This window comes from Desulfotomaculum sp. (assembly GCF_982386235.1).
This window is the reverse complement of record NZ_CEVWQM010000007.1, coordinates 60,119-81,224: the sequence shown is the minus strand read 5'-3', so window position 1 is coordinate 81,224 and position 21,106 is coordinate 60,119. Positions and strand designations below refer to the sequence as shown.

The window sequence follows — 21,106 nt, the reverse complement described above, 5'->3', positions numbered from 1 at the left end:
GAGGTGTTGAAAAAGAAACTAAGAAGGATTTGCTAATACTTGAATGAAGGGAGGTGATATATTGACGAAGGAATTGATAGATAAAATTCTTGAAGAAATAGGATTAGAGAAAATCAAGAAAGAAGAACAGGAGAAGAACGAACATGTCGAAGGAGTATCAAGATACCTTCGGCTTTTTTATTTATTACGGGCTAGGGGATATTCCTTTAGGGTCGTCTGTTAGCTATCAGCTTTCATCCTGAGCTAGCTAAGGATATTCTAACATTGAAAGGCTAGTATTTAGATCCCTGGCTGTCGCTCAGGATAACATTAAGTTTTCATTCTTTGATGGTGCCGTTAACGGTATGGAAGTTTTTTATATTTCTCTAAACTTATACCCAACTCCTCGAACAGTTAGAATATAATCAGGATTGGCTGGGTTCTTTTCGATTTTTTGACGAATGTATCGTATGTGTACATCCACAGTACGAGTGTCAATCATGGTATTAATCCCCCAGATTTGATCAAGCAGAACTTCTCTGGTAAAAACTTTGCCAGGGTTGGACATTAATATTTTCAAGAGTTTAAATTCCTTCGGTGTTAGGTCTACTAATTCTTCATTAACGGTTGTTTTTATTTTATCTAAATCCAGAACAATGTTGCCGACTTTTAATATTTGAGGAGATTTATTCCTTTGGTATTGAAGATGACGGAGATTTGCTTTTACCCGAGATGCCAATTCCCTTGGGCTAAAAGGTTTAGATAGATAATCATCAGCACCCATCTCTAAGCCAACAATATGGTCGATGGTTTCTCCTTTGGCGGAAACCATGATAATGGGAAGGCGATTTGTGTCCGGTTTACTGCGTAAGCGTCGACAAAACTCAAGCCCATCTAGTTTTGGCATCATGACGTCAAGAATGATTAAGTCAGGAACTTCTCGTTCTAACAAACGGCAGCCCTCTTTGCCATCCATAGCAGTAATCACCCTGTGACCATCCCTTTCTAATGTATATTTGATTAATTCCAGAAGATTGATTTCATCGTCTACCACTAAAATTCTGGCCATAACACCCTCCCTTTCTAGATTAATTAAATTATATCGATCCATTGTTAAGGTTTTCCTAACTGAAGTATTAAGTTTTCTTAACTTCTTGTTAACTGTACCCTAAAGGGAGCGGTATAAAATATGGTTAACCACAATTAACCAGATATGTTGGGGGGATGAAAAGCTTGTTATTATTAGACAGTATTAAAAAGATAAGTAGAGCATTAAAGGGGATACTTACCCCGAAAAGCTTACTACTGCAGCTTTTGCATGGATCATACCTGTTAGAAAAATTACATCAAATGATGTCCGCAAAATCGGAAATTATTTTAATTTATGTTGACATTGTTGATTTTCATCAAGTTGTGCAGCTGTCTGGGGAGAATATTGCGAGACAAGTTCTGAATTTACTTCATGAAGCCCTAAAACACAGAACAGCCCAAATTACGAATTGCTCTGAAGAAATAGTGGTGGAAAATCTTTGGGGGGATGATTTTTTGATTATTCTCCAGCAGGAGACTTCTATTTCTAAGGAACAACTTATTAAAATGGCCACAGCTTTAAGGATAACGTTAGAGGAAAATTTAAAGTTAGATCTTATTAAACTAACTGGGAACAGTTTAAAACTGCATATCGGCTGCTCTATTATAAATTGTTGTAACAACAAAACCCCAGAGCAGGCACTGTATAATGCCCTAAAAGAAGCCCAGAGAGTGGCGAAAGGCACCTGGAGCCAGCAAACCGTACACTTACTGGGGGAATTTAATGATTTGTTAGAGAAAAAAGACTTTCGAATTCTTTATCAGCCAATTGTTTCACTGCAAACGGGTGAGGTCTTGGGCTGGGAAGCATTGACCAGAGGACCAAAGGACAGTGCGTTTTTCTCGCCAGCTGTTATTTTTAATTTTGCCGAAGAGGTAGGGTGTTTATTTCCGCTAGAAAAGATTTGTCGGGAACTAGCCATAAACAATTTTGGGCAAGTTAATGAATTTCAAAAACTCTTTCTAAATATTCACCCTTATACGGTTAACGACCCTCAATTTGTAAAAGGAGAGACAAGAAAGCTACTAGATGACGGAAAGGTTTCCCCAAATAACGTCGTATTTGAGATTACAGAAAGACATAGTATTAACGATTTTAGTCAGTTTAACAAGACGTTATCACATTATCGTGGTCAGGGCTACCAAGTGGCGGTGGATGATGCGGGTGCCGGCTTTTCAAGCCTGCAAACCATTGCAGAAATAAGACCGGAATATATTAAAATAGATGCCTCCCTAGTGAGAGACATCTCGACTAACAGAGTTAAACAGGCTTTGCTGGAAACCTTTGTTACCTTTGCCCAGAAAATAGGTTGCCGCATTATAGCCGAGGGAATTGAAACAGAGAAAGAATTGGCGACTCTTTGCTCCATTGGGGTACATTATGGACAGGGCTATTTTCTTGCTCGGCCAGCTTTCCCCAAGCCAAATTTATCCTCCCAGGCACTCAAAAAAATTATTTTACTGTCAAGGCGAAGCCCGACCGGTGTATGGCAAAAGGATTTCCCCATTGGAGAAATTTGCAAACCTGCAATTGAGGTGAATATAAATACCTCAGTAAGGGAACTAAAGGAGATATTTGATGCCAATGATCCCCTAAGCGGAGTGGTTGTTACCGATTTTGGCCGACCAGTAGGTTTAATCATGCGGCAACATTTGGACCGATATTTAGGAACACAGTATGGTGTAGCTCTTTATTTTGAACGTCCTGTTTCCGTGGTGATGGATCGGGGACCTCTTATGGTAGACGCATCGACACCCCTGGAACAGGTGTCTCAGCAAGCCATGGGCCGTAATGAAAATAAACTTTATGACAATGTACTGGTGATAAAGGAGAATGCACTTTTTGGAATTGTATCCGTGCAATCCTTATTAGATACTTTGACTAGGATTCGTGTTGAGGTAGCCAAGGGTACCAACCCCCTGACATTCCTGCCGGGTAATAATTCCATTGAAAAGGAGATGCATAATAGAATAACTGAACAAAGGGACTTTGCCTGTATCTATTTGGATTTAGATAACTTTAAGTCCTACAATGACCGGTATGGTTTTGAGCAAGGTGATCGCTTGATTCTCATGGCGGCGAGACTTTTGACCAGTACCGTACAAAAATTTGGCACACACACAGACTTTGTGGGACATATCGGCGGGGATGATTTTATTGTATTTACTGAAAAACACTGTGCAGAAATTGTTTGCCAACGCTATATCCGCTATTTTGATCATTTAGTCAAAGGTCTTGTTTCACCCAAGGATAAGCAATTGGGAGGTTTCTATGGCCAGGATCGTCAAGGAAGAAAGATGTGGTTTCCATTGGTATCTGTATCCATGGCCATCGTAGATTATGAGGGAGGATGTTCCTCAGAAGAGTTTGTCAAGAATGCTGTACAATTAAAAAATTATGCCAAAACAAAAAAAGGCAGCATCTATTTCCGAAACAATAGAGACTGTCTCTCTTTGGGGTAAGCTAGAATAAAAGGGCTTAAAGATAGAAAGGTCGCGTCTGCCTATATTCCTTCCAGCCAGCCTAACGAAAACTTTCACTTGACAATGATAAAGATAATTATTATCATTTGATTTAAAGAATATATGGCAGTAATTATATTTTCTTGAAAAAGAGGTGTCCCATAATGTTATATCCAGAAGGGGGCTTTTGGGGAGCAAATGCAAATATTTACTCCAACTTAAGTAAAGAGGCCTTGAAGAAAAGACTCGGGAATATGGAGTTTATTAACCAAGTCCTAGTTACTTTGATTAAAAATACGGATATGGAAAGTACATTGGCTTCTATTTTGGATTTAGCTCTTAAGATTACAAAAAGTGAGGCCGGTGGAATTTTATTAACCGATCAGTTATACAATAAAGTGCAGATAATGCTTGTGCGAGGAGATATGACGAGTACCCAACTGCAAAGAATCTTAGATCATGCTAATTTTATCAATAAACCGAAGGTTGCCAGGGAAGTTACTTATATTACTAAGAATTCTTCAGATTTCAGGAAAATGCTTACGGCTGACCCTGACTTACTTGCCTTTATTTCTGTACCTTTAATTGTAGAAAGAAGAACGGTGGGCATTCTCGTGCTGATGCATCGACGACATACCGGGGCAGGAGATCACTCGGCTAGTTATTTACCTCAGGATATCGCCACAATATCTATCTTTGCCAGCCAAGCAGCATTAGTGCTGCATAATACACTTTTAAAATTAGAAAACGGCAAAAAATGTGTATATTTGGAAACCATCGCTGCCCTGGTTACAGCAATCGATGCTAAGGACAAATATACCCGTAACCATTCCAAGAATGTGTCCCGTGTAGCAGTAGCTTTGGCCCAGGAGCTTAAACTTAGTACCCAGGAAATTCAAACCATAGAATATGGTGCACTCTTACATGACATAGGCAAGATAGGCATTCCGGAAGCGATATTAAATAAGAACGGCAAGCTGGCCCAGGAAGAATATGAAATAATTAAAAGCCATCCGGTTATTGGTGTAACCATTTTGCAGCCAGTGGATTTTTTGCAAAGTACCAGTGCCATTATCCGCCATCATCATGAAAGAATTGACGGTAGAGGCTACCCTAATGGGTTAATTGGTGAAGATATTCCCTTTGAAGCACGCATTGTTTCTATTGCTGATGCCTGGGATGCCATGACCTCAGACCGTTCCTACCGAAAAGGAATGTCAAAGGAACAGGCCCTATGGGAATTACAGAATAATACCGGAAGTCAATTTGATGCCTATATGGTAAAGGCCTTTGTATCCATGCACAAACAAAATCGGTACCCGAATGAGTTAAATTGCAATTTCTTATGCGGGTATTGTAGCCGCAAGGATTGATCCGTAGGTTAATCTCATCTAACATCTCAAGCGTATTAGGGGCCATTCGTTAGCCATGCTAAATGTGGAAAATAAAAAATAATCGGGGATGAGATGCATGGACAGAGTAATTTTTGACATAGAAGAAAGACTTAAAGCAAGGGATCACAAACTAACTTCCGGCAGGAAGCACATTCTAAAGGTTTTATTGGAGAATAAGGATAGGCACATGAGTGCCACGGAGATTTATAACATGGTGAAGAAGAAGGTTGGACTTGCCACGGTGTACAGGACATTGGAGCTTTTTTGTGACCATGATATCCTACATGTTATGGATTTTGGAGACGGTCATAAAAGATACGAACTGGGAAGTGACGCCAAAGGGCATTATCATCTTCACCTAATTTGTTTAAAGTGTGGGACGATCTTGGAAGCAGAGGCGACTTTAGCGGGTGATTTTGAGGCCAGGGTTAAATGTGATTATAATTTTGATATGCAAAATAATCTGCTGAAAGTATTTGGTTATTGTAGGGATTGCGGGAAATAAATTACCAGACAAATTAAAACAGCTTAATAATTTTTTGACAAATAAATACGATAAAATTAACGGCATGTATTGACATTGATAATCAATGTCAGTATCATTAGTAGTAGTGAGTCAGTCTTTACCAACCGTTGCACCATTAAGATGATAATAATTATCGTTATCACCAAGCGATTTAGGGGGTGTCAAAGATATCTTACCTAACACTCTTTAAACAGGTTATCGGGAGACGTTCCGGTTCCCCCAGTCAAAATGACAAAATTAGGTTAGACCAGGATATCAATCAGTTAATTGAAAAATCAAAGCAGTTGCTAGAAATAAATCAAAAAATAAGTAATTCTGGACATGAGATCAATGCTTTAGTTTCCGAAGCCACTGAAACAGCACAGTGCAGTCATGGAATGGTGGATGAACTTCGTACGCACATCACTCAGATGATGGATCGGATGAATGAAACCAGAGCCTCTTTACAATTTGCATTGGAAGTTTCCGAGCAGGGTTCCGCTAATCTTAATACAGCAGAGTATGAGGTGGAAAAAAGTAAAGAGCGGGTTTCGCAGGCCATGGACATTATCTCTAAATTACAGGGGGATATTAAAGATTTAGCTGAAATGCTGGCTGCCATTACCAACATTGCCAATCAAACAAGACTTTTGGCTATAAACGCTTCAATTGAAGCGGCGCGGGCAGGAGATGCTGGGCGAGGGTTTTCTGTTGTTGCCCAGGAGGTAAGTAAGTTGGCTACCCAAAGTAGGGATACGGTTGAATATGTTAAAGCTACTCTAGATAAGGTGAAATCCAGCACCAGCACAGTAGTTTGCAGTATGTCTGAAGGCTATAAAGGGGTTGAGGCTGGGATGCGGCTAATTACAGAAGCCAACAAACAATGCCGAACTGCTGTGGATCAAGTGACAAACAGTAAGGATATAGCCGAAAAAGCCCTTTCTAACGCAGAAGCTTTGGATCTAGGAATTGACGGGGTGCAATATATGGCCCAGGAAGTTAAAGAAGTTATCGAAAAATGTGCCAGTATTAGTGACCAAAATAATACCTATAGCCAGGAACACTTCGAGTATATTCAGAGTTTTAATAGTCAGTTAGAAAATTTGCAGGCGGGATAACTACAAAATTGAAGGAGGGATTTGTATGTTAAAACCTTTATCCAGCGTTAAGAAAGGGAGAATTGTTCACATACAAGACATCTGTGGCTGTCCAAAAAGAAAGCTTCATCTTGAGGAAATGGGTTTTACATGTGGTTGCCCGGTGGAAGTATGCAAATGTAATTGTAATGGCCCCCTTGTTGTGGCTGTTCGGGGTAGCAAGATTATGATAGGACATGAGATGGCCCAGCAAATCATGGTTCGATAAAATAATAAGGGGGGGCAGGGGATGCTTACGTTAAAAGATGTTAAACCAGGCCAAACAGCAGTAGTGCAAGGCGTCAACGTTACCGGTCAAGCCAGGGGACGGTTTATGGCTATGGGAATTATTAAAGGCAGTAAAATAAAGGTGGTAAAGATTGCGCCACTGGGTGATCCGATAGAAGTGTTGGTAAAATCCTATAATTTGTCTTTCCGTAAGGCAGAGGCAGAACAGATTCTTGTAACTTTGTCATAAGGAGGTTTTTAGATATGTCAGTTATGACTGTAGCCTTAACTGGTAATCCCAATACAGGCAAGTCAACCATTTTTAATGCTCTGACCGGCGCAAGACAACACATTGGCAACTGGCCTGGAGTTACTGTAGATAAAAAAGTTGGTCTGATGAACAAGGGCAACAAGCAAATTACCGTCATTGATTTACCCGGTACATACAGCTTGAGTGCTTACTCCATTGAAGAAAAAATTGTTAAAGAGTACCTTACAGAAGAAAAGCCGGATGTGGTTGTCAACGTTGTAGATGCCTCAAACCTTGAACGCAATCTGTATTTGACCATTCAATTGCTGGAGTTGGATGTTCCTGCGGTGGTTAACCTGAACATGATGGACGAAGCGGAGGCCAAGGGGTATCGTGTTAACAAGGAATTCCTGAGCAAAAACTTGGGTGTACCCGTTATTTCATCAGTAGCCACCAGTAGAAGCGGCTTAAGCCAGTTGATTGATTCCTTGGATCACTTTGTTGTCCAGAAACAGGTGAAAAGCCCGTTGTTGGCCGAGCATATGAGCAACATTGAGGCAATTAAAAACTCTGGCAAAGAGCAGGACATCATTGAAGAGGAAATCATTGAAGCTAGATATGATTTTATTAATAAGGTTTTAGAAGGTGCACTTGAAATCCAGGAAGGCGTCACTTCTTGGCAGGATAAGCTGGATAATATTATCACCCACCGTTTGTTGGGTATTCCAATCTTTATAGCTGTGCTTTATGCCATTTTTGAATTGACCTTTACCTGGGTGGGGCAGCCGATTTCAGATTTGCTGGATGAATTTGTTTCGGGCACCTTAACCGATTGGGTTGCCGGGGGATTAGCAGCTGTAGGTGCGGCTGATTGGCTGCAGTCCTTGGTTATTGACGGTATCATTGCTGGTGTGGGCGGGGTAGTAGTCTTTGTCCCCTTGATTTTCACCCTGTTTTTATTCATTAGTATTCTTGACGGCACCGGTTATATGGCCAGAGTTGCGTTTATTATGGACCGTGCCATGAGACGGATTGGGTTATCCGGTAAATCTATTTTACCGATGCTGGTTGGTTTTGGCTGCACGGTTCCAGCGATTATGGGGGCCAGGGCTATGGATTCCGAAAGGGATCGCAGGATCACGATTTTGATTGCTCCCTTCATGTCATGCGGAGCCAGACTGCCGGTATATGCTTTGTTTGCAGCTTTGTTCTTCCCGGGAAGCGAAAGTGAAGTCGTGCTTTCACTCTATCTTCTTGGTATTGTCATAGCTATTATTATGGGCATAATCTTTAAATCGACTATTTTTAAAGGAGATTCCGAACCATTTTTGATGGAACTACCTCCCTATCGATTCCCAACCTTAAAGACAATTCTGATTCAGACATGGGAAAAAGGCAAAGGCTTTCTGATTAAGGCAGGTACCATAATCTTCAGCATGTCTGTGGTGATTTGGCTTCTCAGCAGCTATAATTTCTCCGGTTCCGCAGAAATGAACGAAAGCTTGCTGGCTTCCCTCGGTAAAATGATTGCGCCTCTGTTTACTTTCCATGGCTTTGGCACCTGGGAAGCCGGTGTAGCTGTAATTACCGGGATACTAGCTAAAGAAGCGGTTGTATCAACCTTGGGAGTTCTTTATGGTGTGCTTGAATTAGCTGATGATGCAGTATATGCAGCTGGTCAGTTAAAAGCAACGATCGGTACAAGTTTTACCAGTTTATCTGCCTATGCCTTTCTGGTATTTGTACTCTTATACACACCTTGTATGGCAGTTCTCGGTACGATCAAAAAAGAACTTGCATCCTGGAAGTGGACTTTATTTGCAGCAGGCTATACCTTCGGGCTGGCCTGGCTGATCTCCCTAATAATCTACCAAGGCGGTTTGTTGCTTGGGTTTGGCAGTTAGCTTCAAGGGAGGGAAAATACGATGAGTAGTATTTTAGGCATCCTATTTACCGGTGCTCTAGCCGCAGCTATTGGTTATTGGACGATTAAAGGATTTCGCAAAGAAGTAGAGCACATTAAAGATGGTTGTTGCAGCTCAGGAGGTTCTGATTGCAGCGGCTCTTGCGGCACGGGTTGCAGTTGCGGTGTAAGTAAACAAATAGATTATCAACCCACAAAATATAATAATTCATAATAAAGCAAAATGGGTTGCCCTAATAAAATAGGGCTAGCCCATTTTTGGCGCGAGATTCAGGTAAGGACTTTGAAATAAACCAACTAAATATAAATAGGGCATTACTTCGTCTTGAATTTTTGCCAAGCACCGGATTGTAGAATAATAATTGAAGGTTAAGAAAACATTACAAAGTTCTTACTTCTCAAAAATCGTGCAGGGTTTACGATGTATTTTCTATAAATTATTTATACATTTAAACAGAAACCAGACTCTGCGAAACTTCAGCATTTTTTCAAAAGGGGTTCTTAGGAAACCTTTTTAATACGATCTGAAAAGCTAAGGAGGTAGAAAATATTTGGAAAATAAGAAAAAGCTAACTACAGTTGCTGGGGCTCCAGTGGTTGACAATCAGAATGCAATGACAGCAGGTGCCAGAGGTCCTATGCTGTTGCAGGATGTATGGTTCATGGAAAAGCTTGCTCATTTTGATAGGGAAGTGATCCCTGAGAGAAGGATGCATGCCAAAGGGTCTGGTGCTTATGGTACTTTTACGGTAACCCATGACATCACAAAGTATACGAAAGCAAAGGTTTTCTCTGAGATAGGCAAACAAACCGAAATGTTTGTCCGTTTTTCCACAGTTGCCGGTGAGCGTGGTGCTGCCGATGCAGAGCGTGATATCCGGGGCTTTGCAATGAAGTTTTATACTGAAGAAGGCAACTGGGACCTGGTCGGCAACAATACGCCGGTGTTTTTCCTTCGTGATCCACTTAAGTTTCCAGACTTAAATCATGCCGTTAAGCGCGACCCACGCACGAATTTGAGAAGTGCAAAAAACAACTGGGATTTTTGGACATCTCTCCCCGAGGCACTTCATCAGGTGACCATCACCATGAGTGACAGGGGCATTGCAAAGTCATACCGGCATATGCATGGCTTTGGTAGCCATACCTTCAGCATGATTAATGCTAATAATGAGCGTGTATGGGTTAAGTTTCACCTCGTTTGCCAGCAGGGCATTGAGAATTTAACAGACGCTGAAGCGGAAGCCATTGTCGCCAAGGATCGTGAAAGTCATCAAAGGGATTTGCTCGAAAGTATTGATAAGGGAGACTTCCCGCGTTGGAAGATGTTTATCCAGGTAATGACGGAGGAACAGGCCGCAAATATGCCATACAATCCTTTCGATTTAACAAAAGTATGGTATAAGAAAGACTTCCCGCTCATAGAGGTTGGCTATTTCGAGCTTAACCGAAACCCTGAGAACTATTTTGCAGAGGTTGAGCAGGCAGCTTTTAACCCTGTTAACGTAGTACCGGGAATAGGCCTTTCTCCCGATAAAATGCTCCAAGGAAGACTATTCTCCTATGGAGATGCACAGCGTTACAGATTGGGGGTTAACCATCACCAGATTCCGGTAAACGCTCCTCGTTGTCCAGTGAACAGCTACCACCGGGATGGCCAAATGAGGGTGAATAACAATGCCGGCAGCACAATCGGTTATGAACCGAATAGCTATGGCCAATGGCAGCAGCAGCCGGAATTTAAGGAACCTCCCCTTGCTTTAAATGGTGCGGCAGATCACTGGAATTTCAGAGAGGATGACGATGATTACTACACCCAGCCAGGCAAACTGTTTATACTAATGAATCCTGAACAGCAACAGGCTCTCTTTGGGAATACAGCAAGAGCGATGGGAGACGCGCCAAAGGAAATTAAAATCCGGCATATCGGAAACTGCCTGAAAGCGGATCCCGCTTATGGCAGGGGAGTGGCTGATGCACTAGGTATCGCACTGGATGAAGTAGAATAATTGCTTGTTAAAGAAGAGATGGCACGATCATCAAGCATTGAGTCCTAAAAAGAACAATTTTTAACAGAGAAAACCCCTGCTCCACGAGATTTTGGAGCAGGGGTAATTTATTTTAGTAGTTTTCGCAAAGTAGCTCGTAATGGGCCTGTGGGTGGGCACAGGCAGGACATAATTGAGGTGCTTCCTGACCTTTATGAACATAACCGCAGTTACGGCACTTCCATTTAACTTCGTCATCACGCTTAAACACAGTGCCATTTTCAACATTCTTAAGCAGGGCCAGGAAACGTTTCTCATGCTCTTCTTCAACTTCTCCGATTTCACGGAATACGTCGGCGATCTCTGCAAAGCCTTCTTCCCGGGCAATTTTTTCAAATTCAAGATACATATTTGTGTATTCATAGTTCTCCCCGGCAGCGGCTTCTTTTAGGTGTGTTTTGGTATCTGTAATACCCTTTAGGAATTTAAAGAGTCTCTTTGCATGTTCCTTCTCGTTATCTGCTGTTTCTAAAAAGATGGCAGCTATTTGCTCGTACCCTTCTCTTTTTGCCACACTGGCCCAATAAGTATATTTGTTACGGGCTTGGCTTTCCCCGGAAAAGGCTTCCTTTAGATTTGCTTCGGTTTTGGTTCCTTTTAAGTTCATTCGATACTCCTCCTTAGATAAAATAAATTTTTTCACGAATCCCTGTCAGGCAGCGGCAGTAAGGTATAGGATTATAGCGGATAGTTAGTTAGGTTGAAAGGGTTAACCATCAGTTAGCAAAATGTCTTTTTAAGAGACCTTTAAAAGCAGCACCATGGCGTGCTTCATCTTTACACATTTCATGAACCGTATCGTGAATAGCATCATACCCAAGTTGTTTGGCCTTTGTTGCTAAATCTTTTTTGCCTTGACAGGCTCCATGCTCTGCATCAACTCGGGCTTGTAAGTTGGCCTTGGTGTCAGCATCTACCACTTCACCCAATAACTCAGCAAACTTTGCTGCGTGTTCTGCTTCTTCCCAGGCAATTCTTTTATAAGCCTCAGCAACCTCGGGATAACCCTCCCGGTCAGCTTGCCTGCTCATGGCTAAATACATACCTACTTCTGTACATTCCCCCATAAAGTTATCTTTAAGAGCTTGAACTACTTCTGGGTCTAAGCCTTTAGCAACGCCAACTTTGTGTTCATCTGCCCAAACCAATTCCTCATTTTCTTTTTTCTCAACAAACTTATTAGCAGCAGCTCTACATTGTGGACAATTTTCAGGTGCATTTTCTCCGATATGGACATAACCACATACCGTACAAACAAATTTTTTCATTATAATTTTCCCCCTTGTTAATGATTAATCGTATTTTTTATGAAGGCACCTGTTGCAGGTGCCTTTGAAATAAATGTGCTGTTCATTAACCCGATGGATTTCCAGCTCACTCAAATCCAAGCAGGATAAATCAATCCTTATATCGTAGACGTGACCGCACTTTTCACACTTAAAGTGGCCATGGGTTGAAGTATCAGCATCATATCTTGTTTCGTTCTCTTCTATCACCAGCAATTGTACAACGCCTTGTTCTAAGAAAAGCTTTAAGGTATTGTAGACCGTGGTTTTAGAAAGAGTCGGTATTTCTTGAACCAATGCCTTAAAAATAATGTCAACGGTGGGATGATTTTTATGCTGAATAAGGTAATCAAAAATCCTAATCCTTTGATAAGAAGGCTTGATGCCATTTTCTTTTAGGTATTCTTCGATAGATCTCTTTGCAACTTCCATATTACTCATCCCTTTTATGAAGAATTTGTATCATCTTCACTTTTATAATGATTACAATATTATTATAGTTTCATTTACCTGCTCTGTCAACAGCCTAGTTTAAATTTTTTTGGAGGGAGCTTATTTATTGGTTTGTTAAGTATTGGCCTTAATCAATGTTTTGATCCATGACGGATCAGCTCATTCACGTGACAAGGTGACAAGGGGACGGGGATATTGACATAAATGATTGTATGACATAAGCTTGAGAATATTATTGATACGGAGACAGACAGCTTGAGGTTCTATAGCTGGGTAATAACTACAAAAACAAGGTTGAGCATATTGGTGCAAAGCCTTCATTTAAGTGTTGAGGATACCCTGCTGATTTAGTGCGAACCTATAGTGCACATAAAATTCCCGAGGGGTTCGCACCGCGAAATTAGGGATAATTTGTTGGAATATGAAGAAAATAACGGGTTTATTACATATTTTTTGATAAAAAAGTTTAAAAAAGCAAGAAAAATGTTATCTGGTTGATAATTTTTATTACTTTTTGCTGTCACTCCCTACACGCGAGTGTGGATTGAAATATCCAACATCCCTTTATGGATAACGTATCCTCGGCCGTCACTCCCTACACGCGAGTGTGGATTGAAATTGATATTCACTATAGCTGATTAATGAGATCTTGGGTCACTCCCTACACGCGAGTGTGGATTGAAATTCGTTTGTGACTGAACCAGGGACAACCTATCAAAGGTCACTCCCTACACGCGAGTGTGGATTGAAATATCGATAATTTGATCAATTGCAGGCCCGTATAAGGTCACTCCCTACACGCGAGTGTGGATTGAAATTTGTCTATGTAGCAGCCTTTGGCCTTTATTTGGCTTGTCACTCCCTACACGCGAGTGTGGATTGAAATAAAAAGAGTCCTGGTGGGGCGAAGTAGAAGACTAGTCACTCCCTACACGCGAGTGTGGATTGAAATTGCTCCTGCGTTTGCTGAAGGTGCTGCTGATGCTACGTCACTCCCTACACGCGAGTGTGGATTGAAATCTGCTCGTATAAAGGAGTGTGTAAATAATGCTTAAGTCACTCCCTACACGCGAGTGTGGATTGAAATTACCCAAGTACCACCATCGGTACTGGTACTTACGTCACTCCCTACACGCGAGTGTGGATTGAAATTTATTAAGGGACTTGAAACAGTATGACGTTGACAAAGGTCACTCCCTACACGCGAGTGTGGATTGAAATACATAGTATCCTGGTCTAACATTACTACTATTGTAGGTCACTCCCTACACGCGAGTGTGGATTGAAATTTTTGTAATTGGGGCAGATAAGCAAATAAACGACGTCACTCCCTACACGCGAGTGTGGATTGAAATGTACAGTTTTTACTGTACACTGTGGACAAATAATCGTCACTCCCTACACGCGAGTGTGGATTGAAATCTCATCTTCGACGAGCTTGATGTAGCGAATAATTCGTCACTCCCTACACGCGAGTGTGGATTGAAATAAGCCCTTCGTAGGCACCGGTGTTAATATCGATCCGTCACTCCCTACACGCGAGTGTGGATTGAAATCATAACCTTTCCCTACCTGTTAATATTTGTAATGTCACTCCCTACACGCGAGTGTGGATTGAAATCAAAAAGCCCTATGGCCACTTTTATTAATGCCCTGTCACTCCCTACACGCGAGTGTGGATTGAAATGTAAATCTTACCGTGAGTGGCGAATACATCTAGGTCACTCCCTACACGCGAGTGTGGATTGAAATTTTATAATTCAGTGCTTCAAAAGGAAATTGAGAAGTCACTCCCTACACGCGAGTGTGGATTGAAATCCTGTGTATCTCTCTAATTAATGTACCTGCAGTTGGTCACTCCCTACACGCGAGTGTGGATTGAAATCTTTTTATACACATTTTTTGTTGTCCAACTGTCGATGGTCACTCCCTACACGCGAGTGTGGATTGAAATCTGTTTTGTCATGGTGTCATACCTCCCGTTAGTGTCACTCCCTACACGCGAGTGTGGATTGAAATCGTTGGGATAATATCGGTCATCTTTGCTGCGCAAGGTCACTCCCTACACGCGAGTGTGGATTGAAATTGATTTCAGTTGTTGCGGTTGAAAATTCATCCGAAAGTCACTCCCTACACGGGAGTGTGGATTGAAATAGACCGTAGGCGCAACTGGCAGGGTGGGCTAACAGTCACTCCCTACACGGGAGTGTGGATTGAAATACCAAAGCTAAACACATCAAAGAAGAATACAAGAGTCACTCCCTACACGGGAGTGTGGATTGAAATTCATCCCTTACCCACTCTGCCAGGACAATCCAGCACGTCACTCCCTACACGGGAGTGTGGATTGAAATATCATCCATGGGTGGTCCATCGGAAATCTCTTCGGTCACTCCCTACACGGGAGTGTGGATTGAAATATCCTGGTTTTTAAATTGATAAGCCAAATTATCTCGGTCACTCCCTACACGGGAGTGTGGATTGAAATCCATTGCCTGGTTTCCTCTGCAATTTCCTTGTCGAGTCACTCCCTACACGGGAGTGTGGATTGAAATCTCGATTTCCTGTGCCACCCTTACTTCTGCAAGTGAGTCACTCCCTACACGGGAGTGTGGATTGAAATCGCTTGGATCGTCAAGTCGCAGATTTAATATTATGTCACTCCCTACACGGGAGTGTGGATTGAAATGCACAGGCCACATAAGTTAGATACTTTAGTTAATGTCACTCCCTACAATCAAGCATGCAAGTTGCCAAATGGCTAGGGCATGTCTAGAAAGGGTGATTTACGATCTCATCGGTATTAAACATCGAAAACCCAACAAAGAGAAGAAAAAATCACAAAACAAAAGAGATATAGACCAAGCTATGAATTCAGTCAACTATATTTGTTTGGTGTGTAATGAGACAGAGAAAATACCATTAACGATTGTTAGGGACCTTGACTCAATTAATCTGCGAAAAAATGGCCATTTTCTACCTTAATAGTTTGGGAATCTACAGCTGATATTGTGAAAAAATATGAAAGATAAGCCAATTTAACCGTTACTTATCTTGGATAGTGAACAAGTGAAATGCCATCCTTGCCATTGATATGGGCAATTCATAAACAACAACGCCAATGACGGAGGAGAATGGTTCAACCTGCATTCAGTTTGAGCCATTCTTTTTTATTAAAATTGTTAAATGTTCTCAGATATGGTACCGCTTACAATAAAATGGTAGAATAAAGTCAAAATATTATAATATTTGTAATTCAAAAAAGAGAATTATGTCGGTAGCTCTTGTCTATTACATTCGCAAAGGAGGGAGTCAATGCTTTGTGCACATATTAACCCAACAACATCCGAAGAGCAAAGTGTTAAAATGCATCTGGAGAATGTGGCTGAATTGACCAAGGAGTTTTGCTCGAAGATTTCCCTGGGTGCGACAGGAGAATTAATCGGTATTCTCCACGATATGGGCAAAGGAACCGGTAAATTTGATGCCTACATTCGTTATAGTGCCAAGTGTTCGGAGGATAAATCTCTTAAGGGGACAATCAATCACTCAACTGCCGGTGCCAAGTATATCTACGATACCTTTTATAACACAACGGACAAAATCCAAAGATTTACAGCCCAATTGATTGCCTTGGCTGTTTGTTCCCATCATGGAGGCCTGATTGATTGTTTAGATCTTGACGGCATGGATAAATTCACGAGGAAAATGCAGCCGGAAAAAGAGATACACTATGATGAGGCATTAAATCATTTTACTGAAGAATGTTTGGCAGAGGCTCAGATCAAGGAACTGTTTGAAAAAGCAGCAGCAGAGGTGAAGAATACACTCAATCGCATTTGTGAGTTGGAAAAATTACCGAAGTCCCGCTGGTTTGCTTATGGAGTTCTTACAAAATATCTTTTCAGTTGTCTAATTGATGCAGACCGGTATGATACCTATTTATTTATGGAGAATAAGGAAAGAAAAGAGACACTTGATAAGTCCGCATTATGGGGGGAACTTGCTGATATTCTCGAAGAGAAACTAAAGGATTACCCGCAGGAAAGTAAGATCGATTGCCTTAGGGCGGACATTTCCTTAGCCTGCAGGGATTTTGCTCGGAACGGATCAGGTATCTATCAGCTTGCGGTCCCTACCGGAGGTGGGAAAACTCTTTCCAGCCTGCGTTATGCCTTGAATCATGCCAAAGCCTTTAATAAGGATAGGATTTTTTTTATCATCCCATTTACGACTATCATTGACCAAAACGCCGGAGAAATAAAGGATATTTTAGGACATGAGGAGATGATCTTAGAGCATCATTCCAACTTGATTGTCGAGGATGATGCCTGGGCGGATGAAGAAGAAACGGAAAACTACAAGCTGTTGACGGAACGGTGGGACAGTCCGATCGTTTTCACTACCATGGTTCAATTTCTTAATACCTTATTTAAGGGCGGGACTCAGGATGTTAGGAGGTTCCATCATCTGGCTGATTCCGTGATCATTTTTGATGAGATTCAAGCCATTCCTATTAGATGCATCCATATGTTCAACACAGCTCTTAATTTCTTAGCTTATATTTGTGGGGCTACGGTGATCTTGTGCACGGCTACGCAGCCTCTTTTAGAAACCACAAAGATTCCTTTGCAATTAAACGAAAATCCCAACATCATTCCCGATGTTCATGAGAAATTCAAACAGTTTAAACGAGTGAATCTGATTCCTAAGTTGGTGATGGGAGGCTATAGTACTCCCGCTCTCAAAGATTTTATACTGGACAGAATGGATCAGGTACAAAGTGTGTTGGTGATTTTAAATACTAAGAATTCAGCCAGAGAAGTCTTTAAAGAGTTAAAGACGGCAAATTCCGGTCTCCTCGAAGAGAAAAAATGTAAGGTTTTTCATCTGAGTACCAATATGTGCCCGGCCCACAGGATAAAGGTTTTAGAGACCATGAAAAAGCAATTAGGACATGGGAGGGTGATCTGCGTCAGTACTCAACTTATTGAAGCAGGGATAAATATCTCCTTTGAGTGTGTGATCCGTTCCTTGGCTGGTTTGGACAATATTGCTCAGGCGGCAGGACGGTGTAACCGGCATGGCAAGAGCGAACGGGGTAATGTTTATATCGTGAATCTAGAGGGGGAAGACGTGAGCAAGCTTGCGGATATCCAAAAAGGCCAGGAGTGCACGGAAAGAGTCCTGCGGGATTTTGCGGAGAATCCGGAAAGCTTCGATCAGGAACTTCTATCTCCCCAAGTCATGGCAAGATATTATAAATACTACTTCTACGAACGAAGAACGCAAATGAATTATACGTTGGCAAAGCGGAAGCCAGCTAGAACTTTGTATGATGTACTGGCCGACAATAGGGAGGCGGCGGTGGCATTTAACAGCCGCAAGGGCAGTCCATCTGACTTAATGCTGAAGCAGGCCTTTAAGACAGCAGGCGAGGAATTCCAAGCTATTGATGAAAATACGACAGGTATTCTCGTTCCTTATAAAGAGGGTAAGGATCTGATAACCTCGATCAACGGTACCTGTACTTTGGGAGAGTTAAAAGGCTACCTGAAAAAGGCCCAGCACTATTCTGTAAATCTATATGAAACAGATAGGAGAAGATTAGAGAAAATGGGGGCGCTAGTTTGGCTGAAGGATAAAACCATCCTTGCTCTGCGGGAGGAGTTTTATGATGAGGAGGTGGGGATAAGTTTTGATAAAAAAACTATGGATTTTTGTGGTATTTAAGGGGGACGAAGTTTAATGGAGAGAGAGAACCGGGTTGAGTTCAAGGTCAGCGGGCGTTATGCCCTTTTCAGCGATCCCATCAACCGAGTGGGAGGGGAAAAAATATCCTATCAAGTGCCGACTTACCAAGCACTTAAGGGGATATTGGAAAGTGTCTATTGGAAACCTACCTTAATTTGGATTATTGACGAAGTACGGGTTATGAAGCCGATTAGAACACAATCGCAAGGGATTAGGCCAATTAATTTCAGTGGCGGAAATACCTTATCCATCTATACTTATTTAACCGATGTGGAGTATCAAGTGAAAGCCCATTTCGAATGGAATCTAAATCGCCCTAACCTGGAACAGGATAGAAATGAGAACAAGCATTATATTATAGCCAACCGCATGATCAAATGCGGGGGGAGACGGGATGTTTTTTTAGGAACCAGGGAGTGTCAGGGCTATGTGGAGCCTTGTCGGTTCGGGGAGGGAGAGGGTGCTTATGATGATTACGGCACTATTTCCTTTGGACTGATGTTTCATGGTTTCGATTATCCGGATGAAACAGGTAAGAACAAACTAGTAGCTAGGCTTTGGAAAACAGAGATGAGCAATGGCTACATCAAATTTATAAGGCCGGAAGAATGTGCTGTGAAGCGGGAGCTTTCCGCCATGAGGCCTAAAGTATTTGACAACACGAATTTTTGCGAAGTTGAGGAGCTGTAAGGAGGAAACGTATTGGGCTGGATTCATAAATTGTATGATACCTATGAAAATTGTAAAAGTGAAGTCGGTGCTGCAAGTCCTGATGAGCAGGCGATCCCCCTTCTTCCCATGGCCCATTCCACCCAGAATGCTCAAATAGAAGTAATCCTCAGCAGAGACGGCGATTTTATCAGTGCCAGGGAGTTGAAGAAGGAAGAGGCGATGACGATTATTCCGGTCACGGAGGACTCTGCTACGAGAAGCAGTGGGATAGCACCTCACCCCCTCTGCGATAAACTTCAATATCTGGCGGGAGATTATACCGACTATGTAAAGAAGAAAAATGGTGGGAATTTTCACATACAATACATAGAACAACTTGAGGGTTGGTGCGGCTCTGAGTATAGCCATAGTAAGGTTTGGGCTGTCCTCACTTATTTAAAAAAAGATACTTTAGTCGGGGATTTGATCCGGCAGAAAGTCCTGGTCTGTGATGAAGAAGGGCTCCTGGCTAAAGATATAAAGATGGGGGCCGGCGACCAAAGTGATGCCTTTATTCGGTTTCGGGTGGAAACGAGCGGGGAGGAGGAATCAGCGATTTGGCTTGATCCTCAGGTATATGAGAGCCACGTCCGCTATTATCTCAGTATCCAAAAAGAGGTTACTCTTTGCTATGTCAGGGGAGAAGCTATTCCCTGCTCTGATAAACATCCTGCCAAAGTCAGAAATACAGGGGATAAGGCCAAGCTGATTTCAGCCAATGATAGCGTCGGGTTTACTTACCGGGGACGCTTTGGAGATAAAAACCAGGTAGTGCAGGTGGGTTATGAAACCACCCAAAAAGCCCATAACGCTTTGCGCTGGCTGATTGAAAAGCAGGGGTATAGAAACGGTGATCAGGTAGTAGTGGCCTGGGGGACGAAAAATGAGTCCTTGCCCCCTTTTCTAAACGATACTGAAGATATATTGGCGGAAGAAGCACCGGCATTTTCAACTGAGCAGGATTTTGCCCGGAGACTAAATAAGGCTATCGCAGGTTATGGCTGTGATTTGGATACTATGGCGGAAATTGTGATTATGGGATTGGACGCCGCCACTGTGGGACGGTTAGCTATCACATATTACCGGGAACTGGACGGTTGGGATTTTCTAAACAGGATTAAAGCCTGGCATAGCACTTGCATCTGGAAACATACTTATAAAAAGGTCTCGGATGGGGTCAATGAAAAAGGGAAACCAAATTTTAAATTTATTACTTTTATCGGTGCTCCGGCCCCTAAAGATATAACTTGGGCGGTGTATGGCGATAAAGTTAGCGATAAGTTGAAAAAAGCAACGGTTGAGAGGCTGCTGCCGTGTATTATTGATGCTGCTCATCTGCCTTATGATCTGGTCAACTCAGCGGTTAACCGGGTGTCCAATCCCATTGGTATGGAAAAGTGGGAATGGGAGAAAGCCTTGACTATCACATGCGCTCTGATTAGAAAATATCGCTATGATAAATCCGGTAAGAAGGAGGTATGGGAGATGTCCCTTGATGAAAACCAGAAGGACAGGAGTTACCTTTTCGGCAGGCTTTTAGCCATTGCCCAGCAAATTGAAGAGTATGCCTTGTATACCACAGGGGAAAGAAGAGCGACCAATGCCGAACGCTTAATGCATCAATTTAAGCTCCGCCCCTACAAAACTTGGGGGATTATTAACGATAAACTCGGACCCTATATGGAAAGATTAGGTGCCAAAGGGGCCAATCTAACTGAACGGATGACAAGAGTCAATGCCATGCTGTCCTTTGAGGATTTTACCAGTTCGGAACAATTGAAAGACAGTTATATTTTGGGATATTACTGTCAAAGGGAAGTTTTTCTGGATGAGAAAAAACAACGCATGGAAGAAAAACAAAAGAAAAAGTTAGCTCTATCGTAAAA

Annotated in this window: 17 protein-coding genes, 1 pseudogene and 1 CRISPR repeat array; of the genes and pseudogenes, 14 read left to right on the top strand and 4 right to left on the bottom strand. The window is 42.0% G+C overall.

Annotated features, from left to right (window positions below; translation table 11 throughout):
• Positions 1 to 61 precede the first annotated feature (61 nt).
• Positions 62 to 223, top strand: coding sequence for a hypothetical protein (locus AC1U9Z_RS06065; RefSeq protein ID WP_479956339.1), 162 nt, complete (start codon positions 62 to 64; stop codon positions 221 to 223).
• 132 nt (positions 224 to 355) lie between these two features.
• Here AC1U9Z_RS06065 and AC1U9Z_RS06060 read toward each other — a convergent pair whose 3' ends face one another.
• Complete coding sequence (locus tag AC1U9Z_RS06060; RefSeq protein WP_479956337.1) at positions 356 to 1,048, bottom strand: winged helix-turn-helix domain-containing protein; 693 nt, start codon at positions 1,046 to 1,048, stop codon at positions 356 to 358.
• A gap of 155 nt (positions 1,049 to 1,203) precedes the next feature.
• On the opposite strand from AC1U9Z_RS06060, the gene AC1U9Z_RS06055 reads away from it, so the two are divergent.
• From AC1U9Z_RS06055 to AC1U9Z_RS06015, 9 genes are all read left to right on the top strand, one after another.
• Positions 1,204 to 3,531, top strand: coding sequence for an EAL domain-containing protein (locus AC1U9Z_RS06055; protein ID WP_479956333.1), 2,328 nt, complete (start codon positions 1,204 to 1,206; stop codon positions 3,529 to 3,531).
• A 164-nt stretch (positions 3,532 to 3,695) separates the two neighbouring features.
• Positions 3,696 to 4,904, top strand: a complete 1,209-nt coding sequence (locus AC1U9Z_RS06050; RefSeq protein ID WP_479956331.1) for an HD domain-containing phosphohydrolase — start codon at positions 3,696 to 3,698, stop codon at positions 4,902 to 4,904.
• A gap of 97 nt (positions 4,905 to 5,001) precedes the next feature.
• Positions 5,002 to 5,430 (top strand): Fur family transcriptional regulator, encoded by a 429-nt coding sequence (locus AC1U9Z_RS06045; RefSeq protein ID WP_333529669.1) that lies wholly within the window; start codon positions 5,002 to 5,004, stop codon positions 5,428 to 5,430.
• A gap of 179 nt (positions 5,431 to 5,609) precedes the next feature.
• On the top strand, positions 5,610 to 6,548 hold the full coding sequence (locus AC1U9Z_RS06040; protein WP_479956328.1) for a methyl-accepting chemotaxis protein: 939 nt from the start codon (positions 5,610 to 5,612) through the stop codon (positions 6,546 to 6,548).
• A gap of 25 nt (positions 6,549 to 6,573) precedes the next feature.
• Complete coding sequence (locus tag AC1U9Z_RS06035) at positions 6,574 to 6,795, top strand: FeoA family protein (RefSeq protein WP_333529667.1); 222 nt, start codon at positions 6,574 to 6,576, stop codon at positions 6,793 to 6,795.
• A gap of 21 nt (positions 6,796 to 6,816) precedes the next feature.
• Positions 6,817 to 7,044, top strand: a complete 228-nt coding sequence (locus AC1U9Z_RS06030; protein WP_333529666.1) for a FeoA family protein — start codon at positions 6,817 to 6,819, stop codon at positions 7,042 to 7,044.
• A gap of 14 nt (positions 7,045 to 7,058) precedes the next feature.
• Entirely contained in the window at positions 7,059 to 8,948 is a 1,890-nt protein-coding gene (feoB, locus tag AC1U9Z_RS06025) for a ferrous iron transport protein B (RefSeq protein WP_333529665.1), read from the top strand.
• A gap of 21 nt (positions 8,949 to 8,969) precedes the next feature.
• Positions 8,970 to 9,182 carry a hypothetical protein gene (locus tag AC1U9Z_RS06020; RefSeq protein WP_479956325.1) on the top strand — a complete coding sequence of 71 codons (213 nt, stop codon included), beginning with the start codon at positions 8,970 to 8,972 and terminating at the stop codon, positions 9,180 to 9,182.
• A gap of 337 nt (positions 9,183 to 9,519) precedes the next feature.
• Positions 9,520 to 10,977: a catalase gene (locus tag AC1U9Z_RS06015; protein WP_479956323.1), complete on the top strand. Its 1,458-nt coding sequence runs from the start codon at positions 9,520 to 9,522 to the stop codon at positions 10,975 to 10,977.
• 112 nt (positions 10,978 to 11,089) lie between these two features.
• Here the strand turns inward: AC1U9Z_RS06015 and rbr are convergent, their stop codons facing one another.
• The 3 genes from rbr to AC1U9Z_RS06000 form a co-directional block, all read right to left on the bottom strand.
• Positions 11,090 to 11,623, bottom strand: a complete 534-nt coding sequence (gene rbr / locus AC1U9Z_RS06010; RefSeq protein WP_479956321.1) for a rubrerythrin — start codon at positions 11,621 to 11,623, stop codon at positions 11,090 to 11,092.
• Between the two features lie 109 nt (positions 11,624 to 11,732).
• Positions 11,733 to 12,284 carry a ferritin family protein gene (locus AC1U9Z_RS06005; RefSeq protein WP_479956319.1) on the bottom strand — a complete coding sequence of 184 codons (552 nt, stop codon included), beginning with the start codon at positions 12,282 to 12,284 and terminating at the stop codon, positions 11,733 to 11,735.
• 24 nt (positions 12,285 to 12,308) lie between these two features.
• Positions 12,309 to 12,734 (bottom strand): Fur family transcriptional regulator, encoded by a 426-nt coding sequence (locus AC1U9Z_RS06000; RefSeq protein ID WP_479956317.1) that lies wholly within the window; start codon positions 12,732 to 12,734, stop codon positions 12,309 to 12,311.
• A 237-nt stretch (positions 12,735 to 12,971) separates the two neighbouring features.
• Between AC1U9Z_RS06000 and AC1U9Z_RS05995 the strand changes: the two are divergent.
• From AC1U9Z_RS05995 to cas8c, 4 genes and pseudogenes are all read left to right on the top strand, one after another.
• Positions 12,972 to 13,106: pseudogene (locus tag AC1U9Z_RS05995) on the top strand (CRISPR-associated endonuclease Cas2); the annotation flags it as partial.
• Positions 13,107 to 13,274: 168 nt separating this feature from the next.
• Positions 13,275 to 15,444: direct repeats of the CRISPR family, unit length 32 nt; unit sequence GTCACTCCCTACACGGGAGTGTGGATTGAAAT.
• A gap of 626 nt (positions 15,445 to 16,070) precedes the next feature.
• Positions 16,071 to 18,488 (top strand): CRISPR-associated helicase Cas3', encoded by a 2,418-nt coding sequence (gene cas3, locus AC1U9Z_RS05990; RefSeq protein ID WP_333529659.1) that lies wholly within the window; start codon positions 16,071 to 16,073, stop codon positions 18,486 to 18,488.
• Positions 18,489 to 18,503: 15 nt separating this feature from the next.
• Entirely contained in the window at positions 18,504 to 19,199 is a 696-nt protein-coding gene (gene cas5c / locus AC1U9Z_RS05985; RefSeq protein WP_333529658.1) for a type I-C CRISPR-associated protein Cas5c, read from the top strand.
• A 12-nt stretch (positions 19,200 to 19,211) separates the two neighbouring features.
• The gene (cas8c, locus tag AC1U9Z_RS05980) at positions 19,212 to 21,104 is read left to right on the top strand and encodes a type I-C CRISPR-associated protein Cas8c/Csd1 (RefSeq protein ID WP_479956314.1); all 1,893 of its coding nucleotides are present in this window, start codon (positions 19,212 to 19,214) and stop codon (positions 21,102 to 21,104) included.
• Positions 21,105 to 21,106 lie beyond the last annotated feature (2 nt).

Coding starts and splice junctions, on each gene's coding strand:
- AC1U9Z_RS06060 (WP_479956337.1), bottom strand. CDS start 1,048: ATGGCCAGAATTTTAGTGGTAGACGATGAAATCAATCTTCTGGAATTA.
- AC1U9Z_RS06055 (WP_479956333.1), top strand. CDS start 1,204: ATGAAAAGCTTGTTATTATTAGACAGTATTAAAAAGATAAGTAGAGCA.
- AC1U9Z_RS06050 (WP_479956331.1), top strand. CDS start 3,696: ATGTTATATCCAGAAGGGGGCTTTTGGGGAGCAAATGCAAATATTTAC.
- AC1U9Z_RS06045 (WP_333529669.1), top strand. CDS start 5,002: ATGGACAGAGTAATTTTTGACATAGAAGAAAGACTTAAAGCAAGGGAT.
- AC1U9Z_RS06035 (WP_333529667.1), top strand. CDS start 6,574: ATGTTAAAACCTTTATCCAGCGTTAAGAAAGGGAGAATTGTTCACATA.
- AC1U9Z_RS06030 (WP_333529666.1), top strand. CDS start 6,817: ATGCTTACGTTAAAAGATGTTAAACCAGGCCAAACAGCAGTAGTGCAA.
- feoB (WP_333529665.1), top strand. CDS start 7,059: ATGTCAGTTATGACTGTAGCCTTAACTGGTAATCCCAATACAGGCAAG.
- AC1U9Z_RS06020 (WP_479956325.1), top strand. CDS start 8,970: ATGAGTAGTATTTTAGGCATCCTATTTACCGGTGCTCTAGCCGCAGCT.
- rbr (WP_479956321.1), bottom strand. CDS start 11,623: ATGAACTTAAAAGGAACCAAAACCGAAGCAAATCTAAAGGAAGCCTTT.
- AC1U9Z_RS06005 (WP_479956319.1), bottom strand. CDS start 12,284: ATGAAAAAATTTGTTTGTACGGTATGTGGTTATGTCCATATCGGAGAA.
- AC1U9Z_RS06000 (WP_479956317.1), bottom strand. CDS start 12,734: ATGGAAGTTGCAAAGAGATCTATCGAAGAATACCTAAAAGAAAATGGC.
- cas3 (WP_333529659.1), top strand. CDS start 16,071: ATGCTTTGTGCACATATTAACCCAACAACATCCGAAGAGCAAAGTGTT.
- cas5c (WP_333529658.1), top strand. CDS start 18,504: ATGGAGAGAGAGAACCGGGTTGAGTTCAAGGTCAGCGGGCGTTATGCC.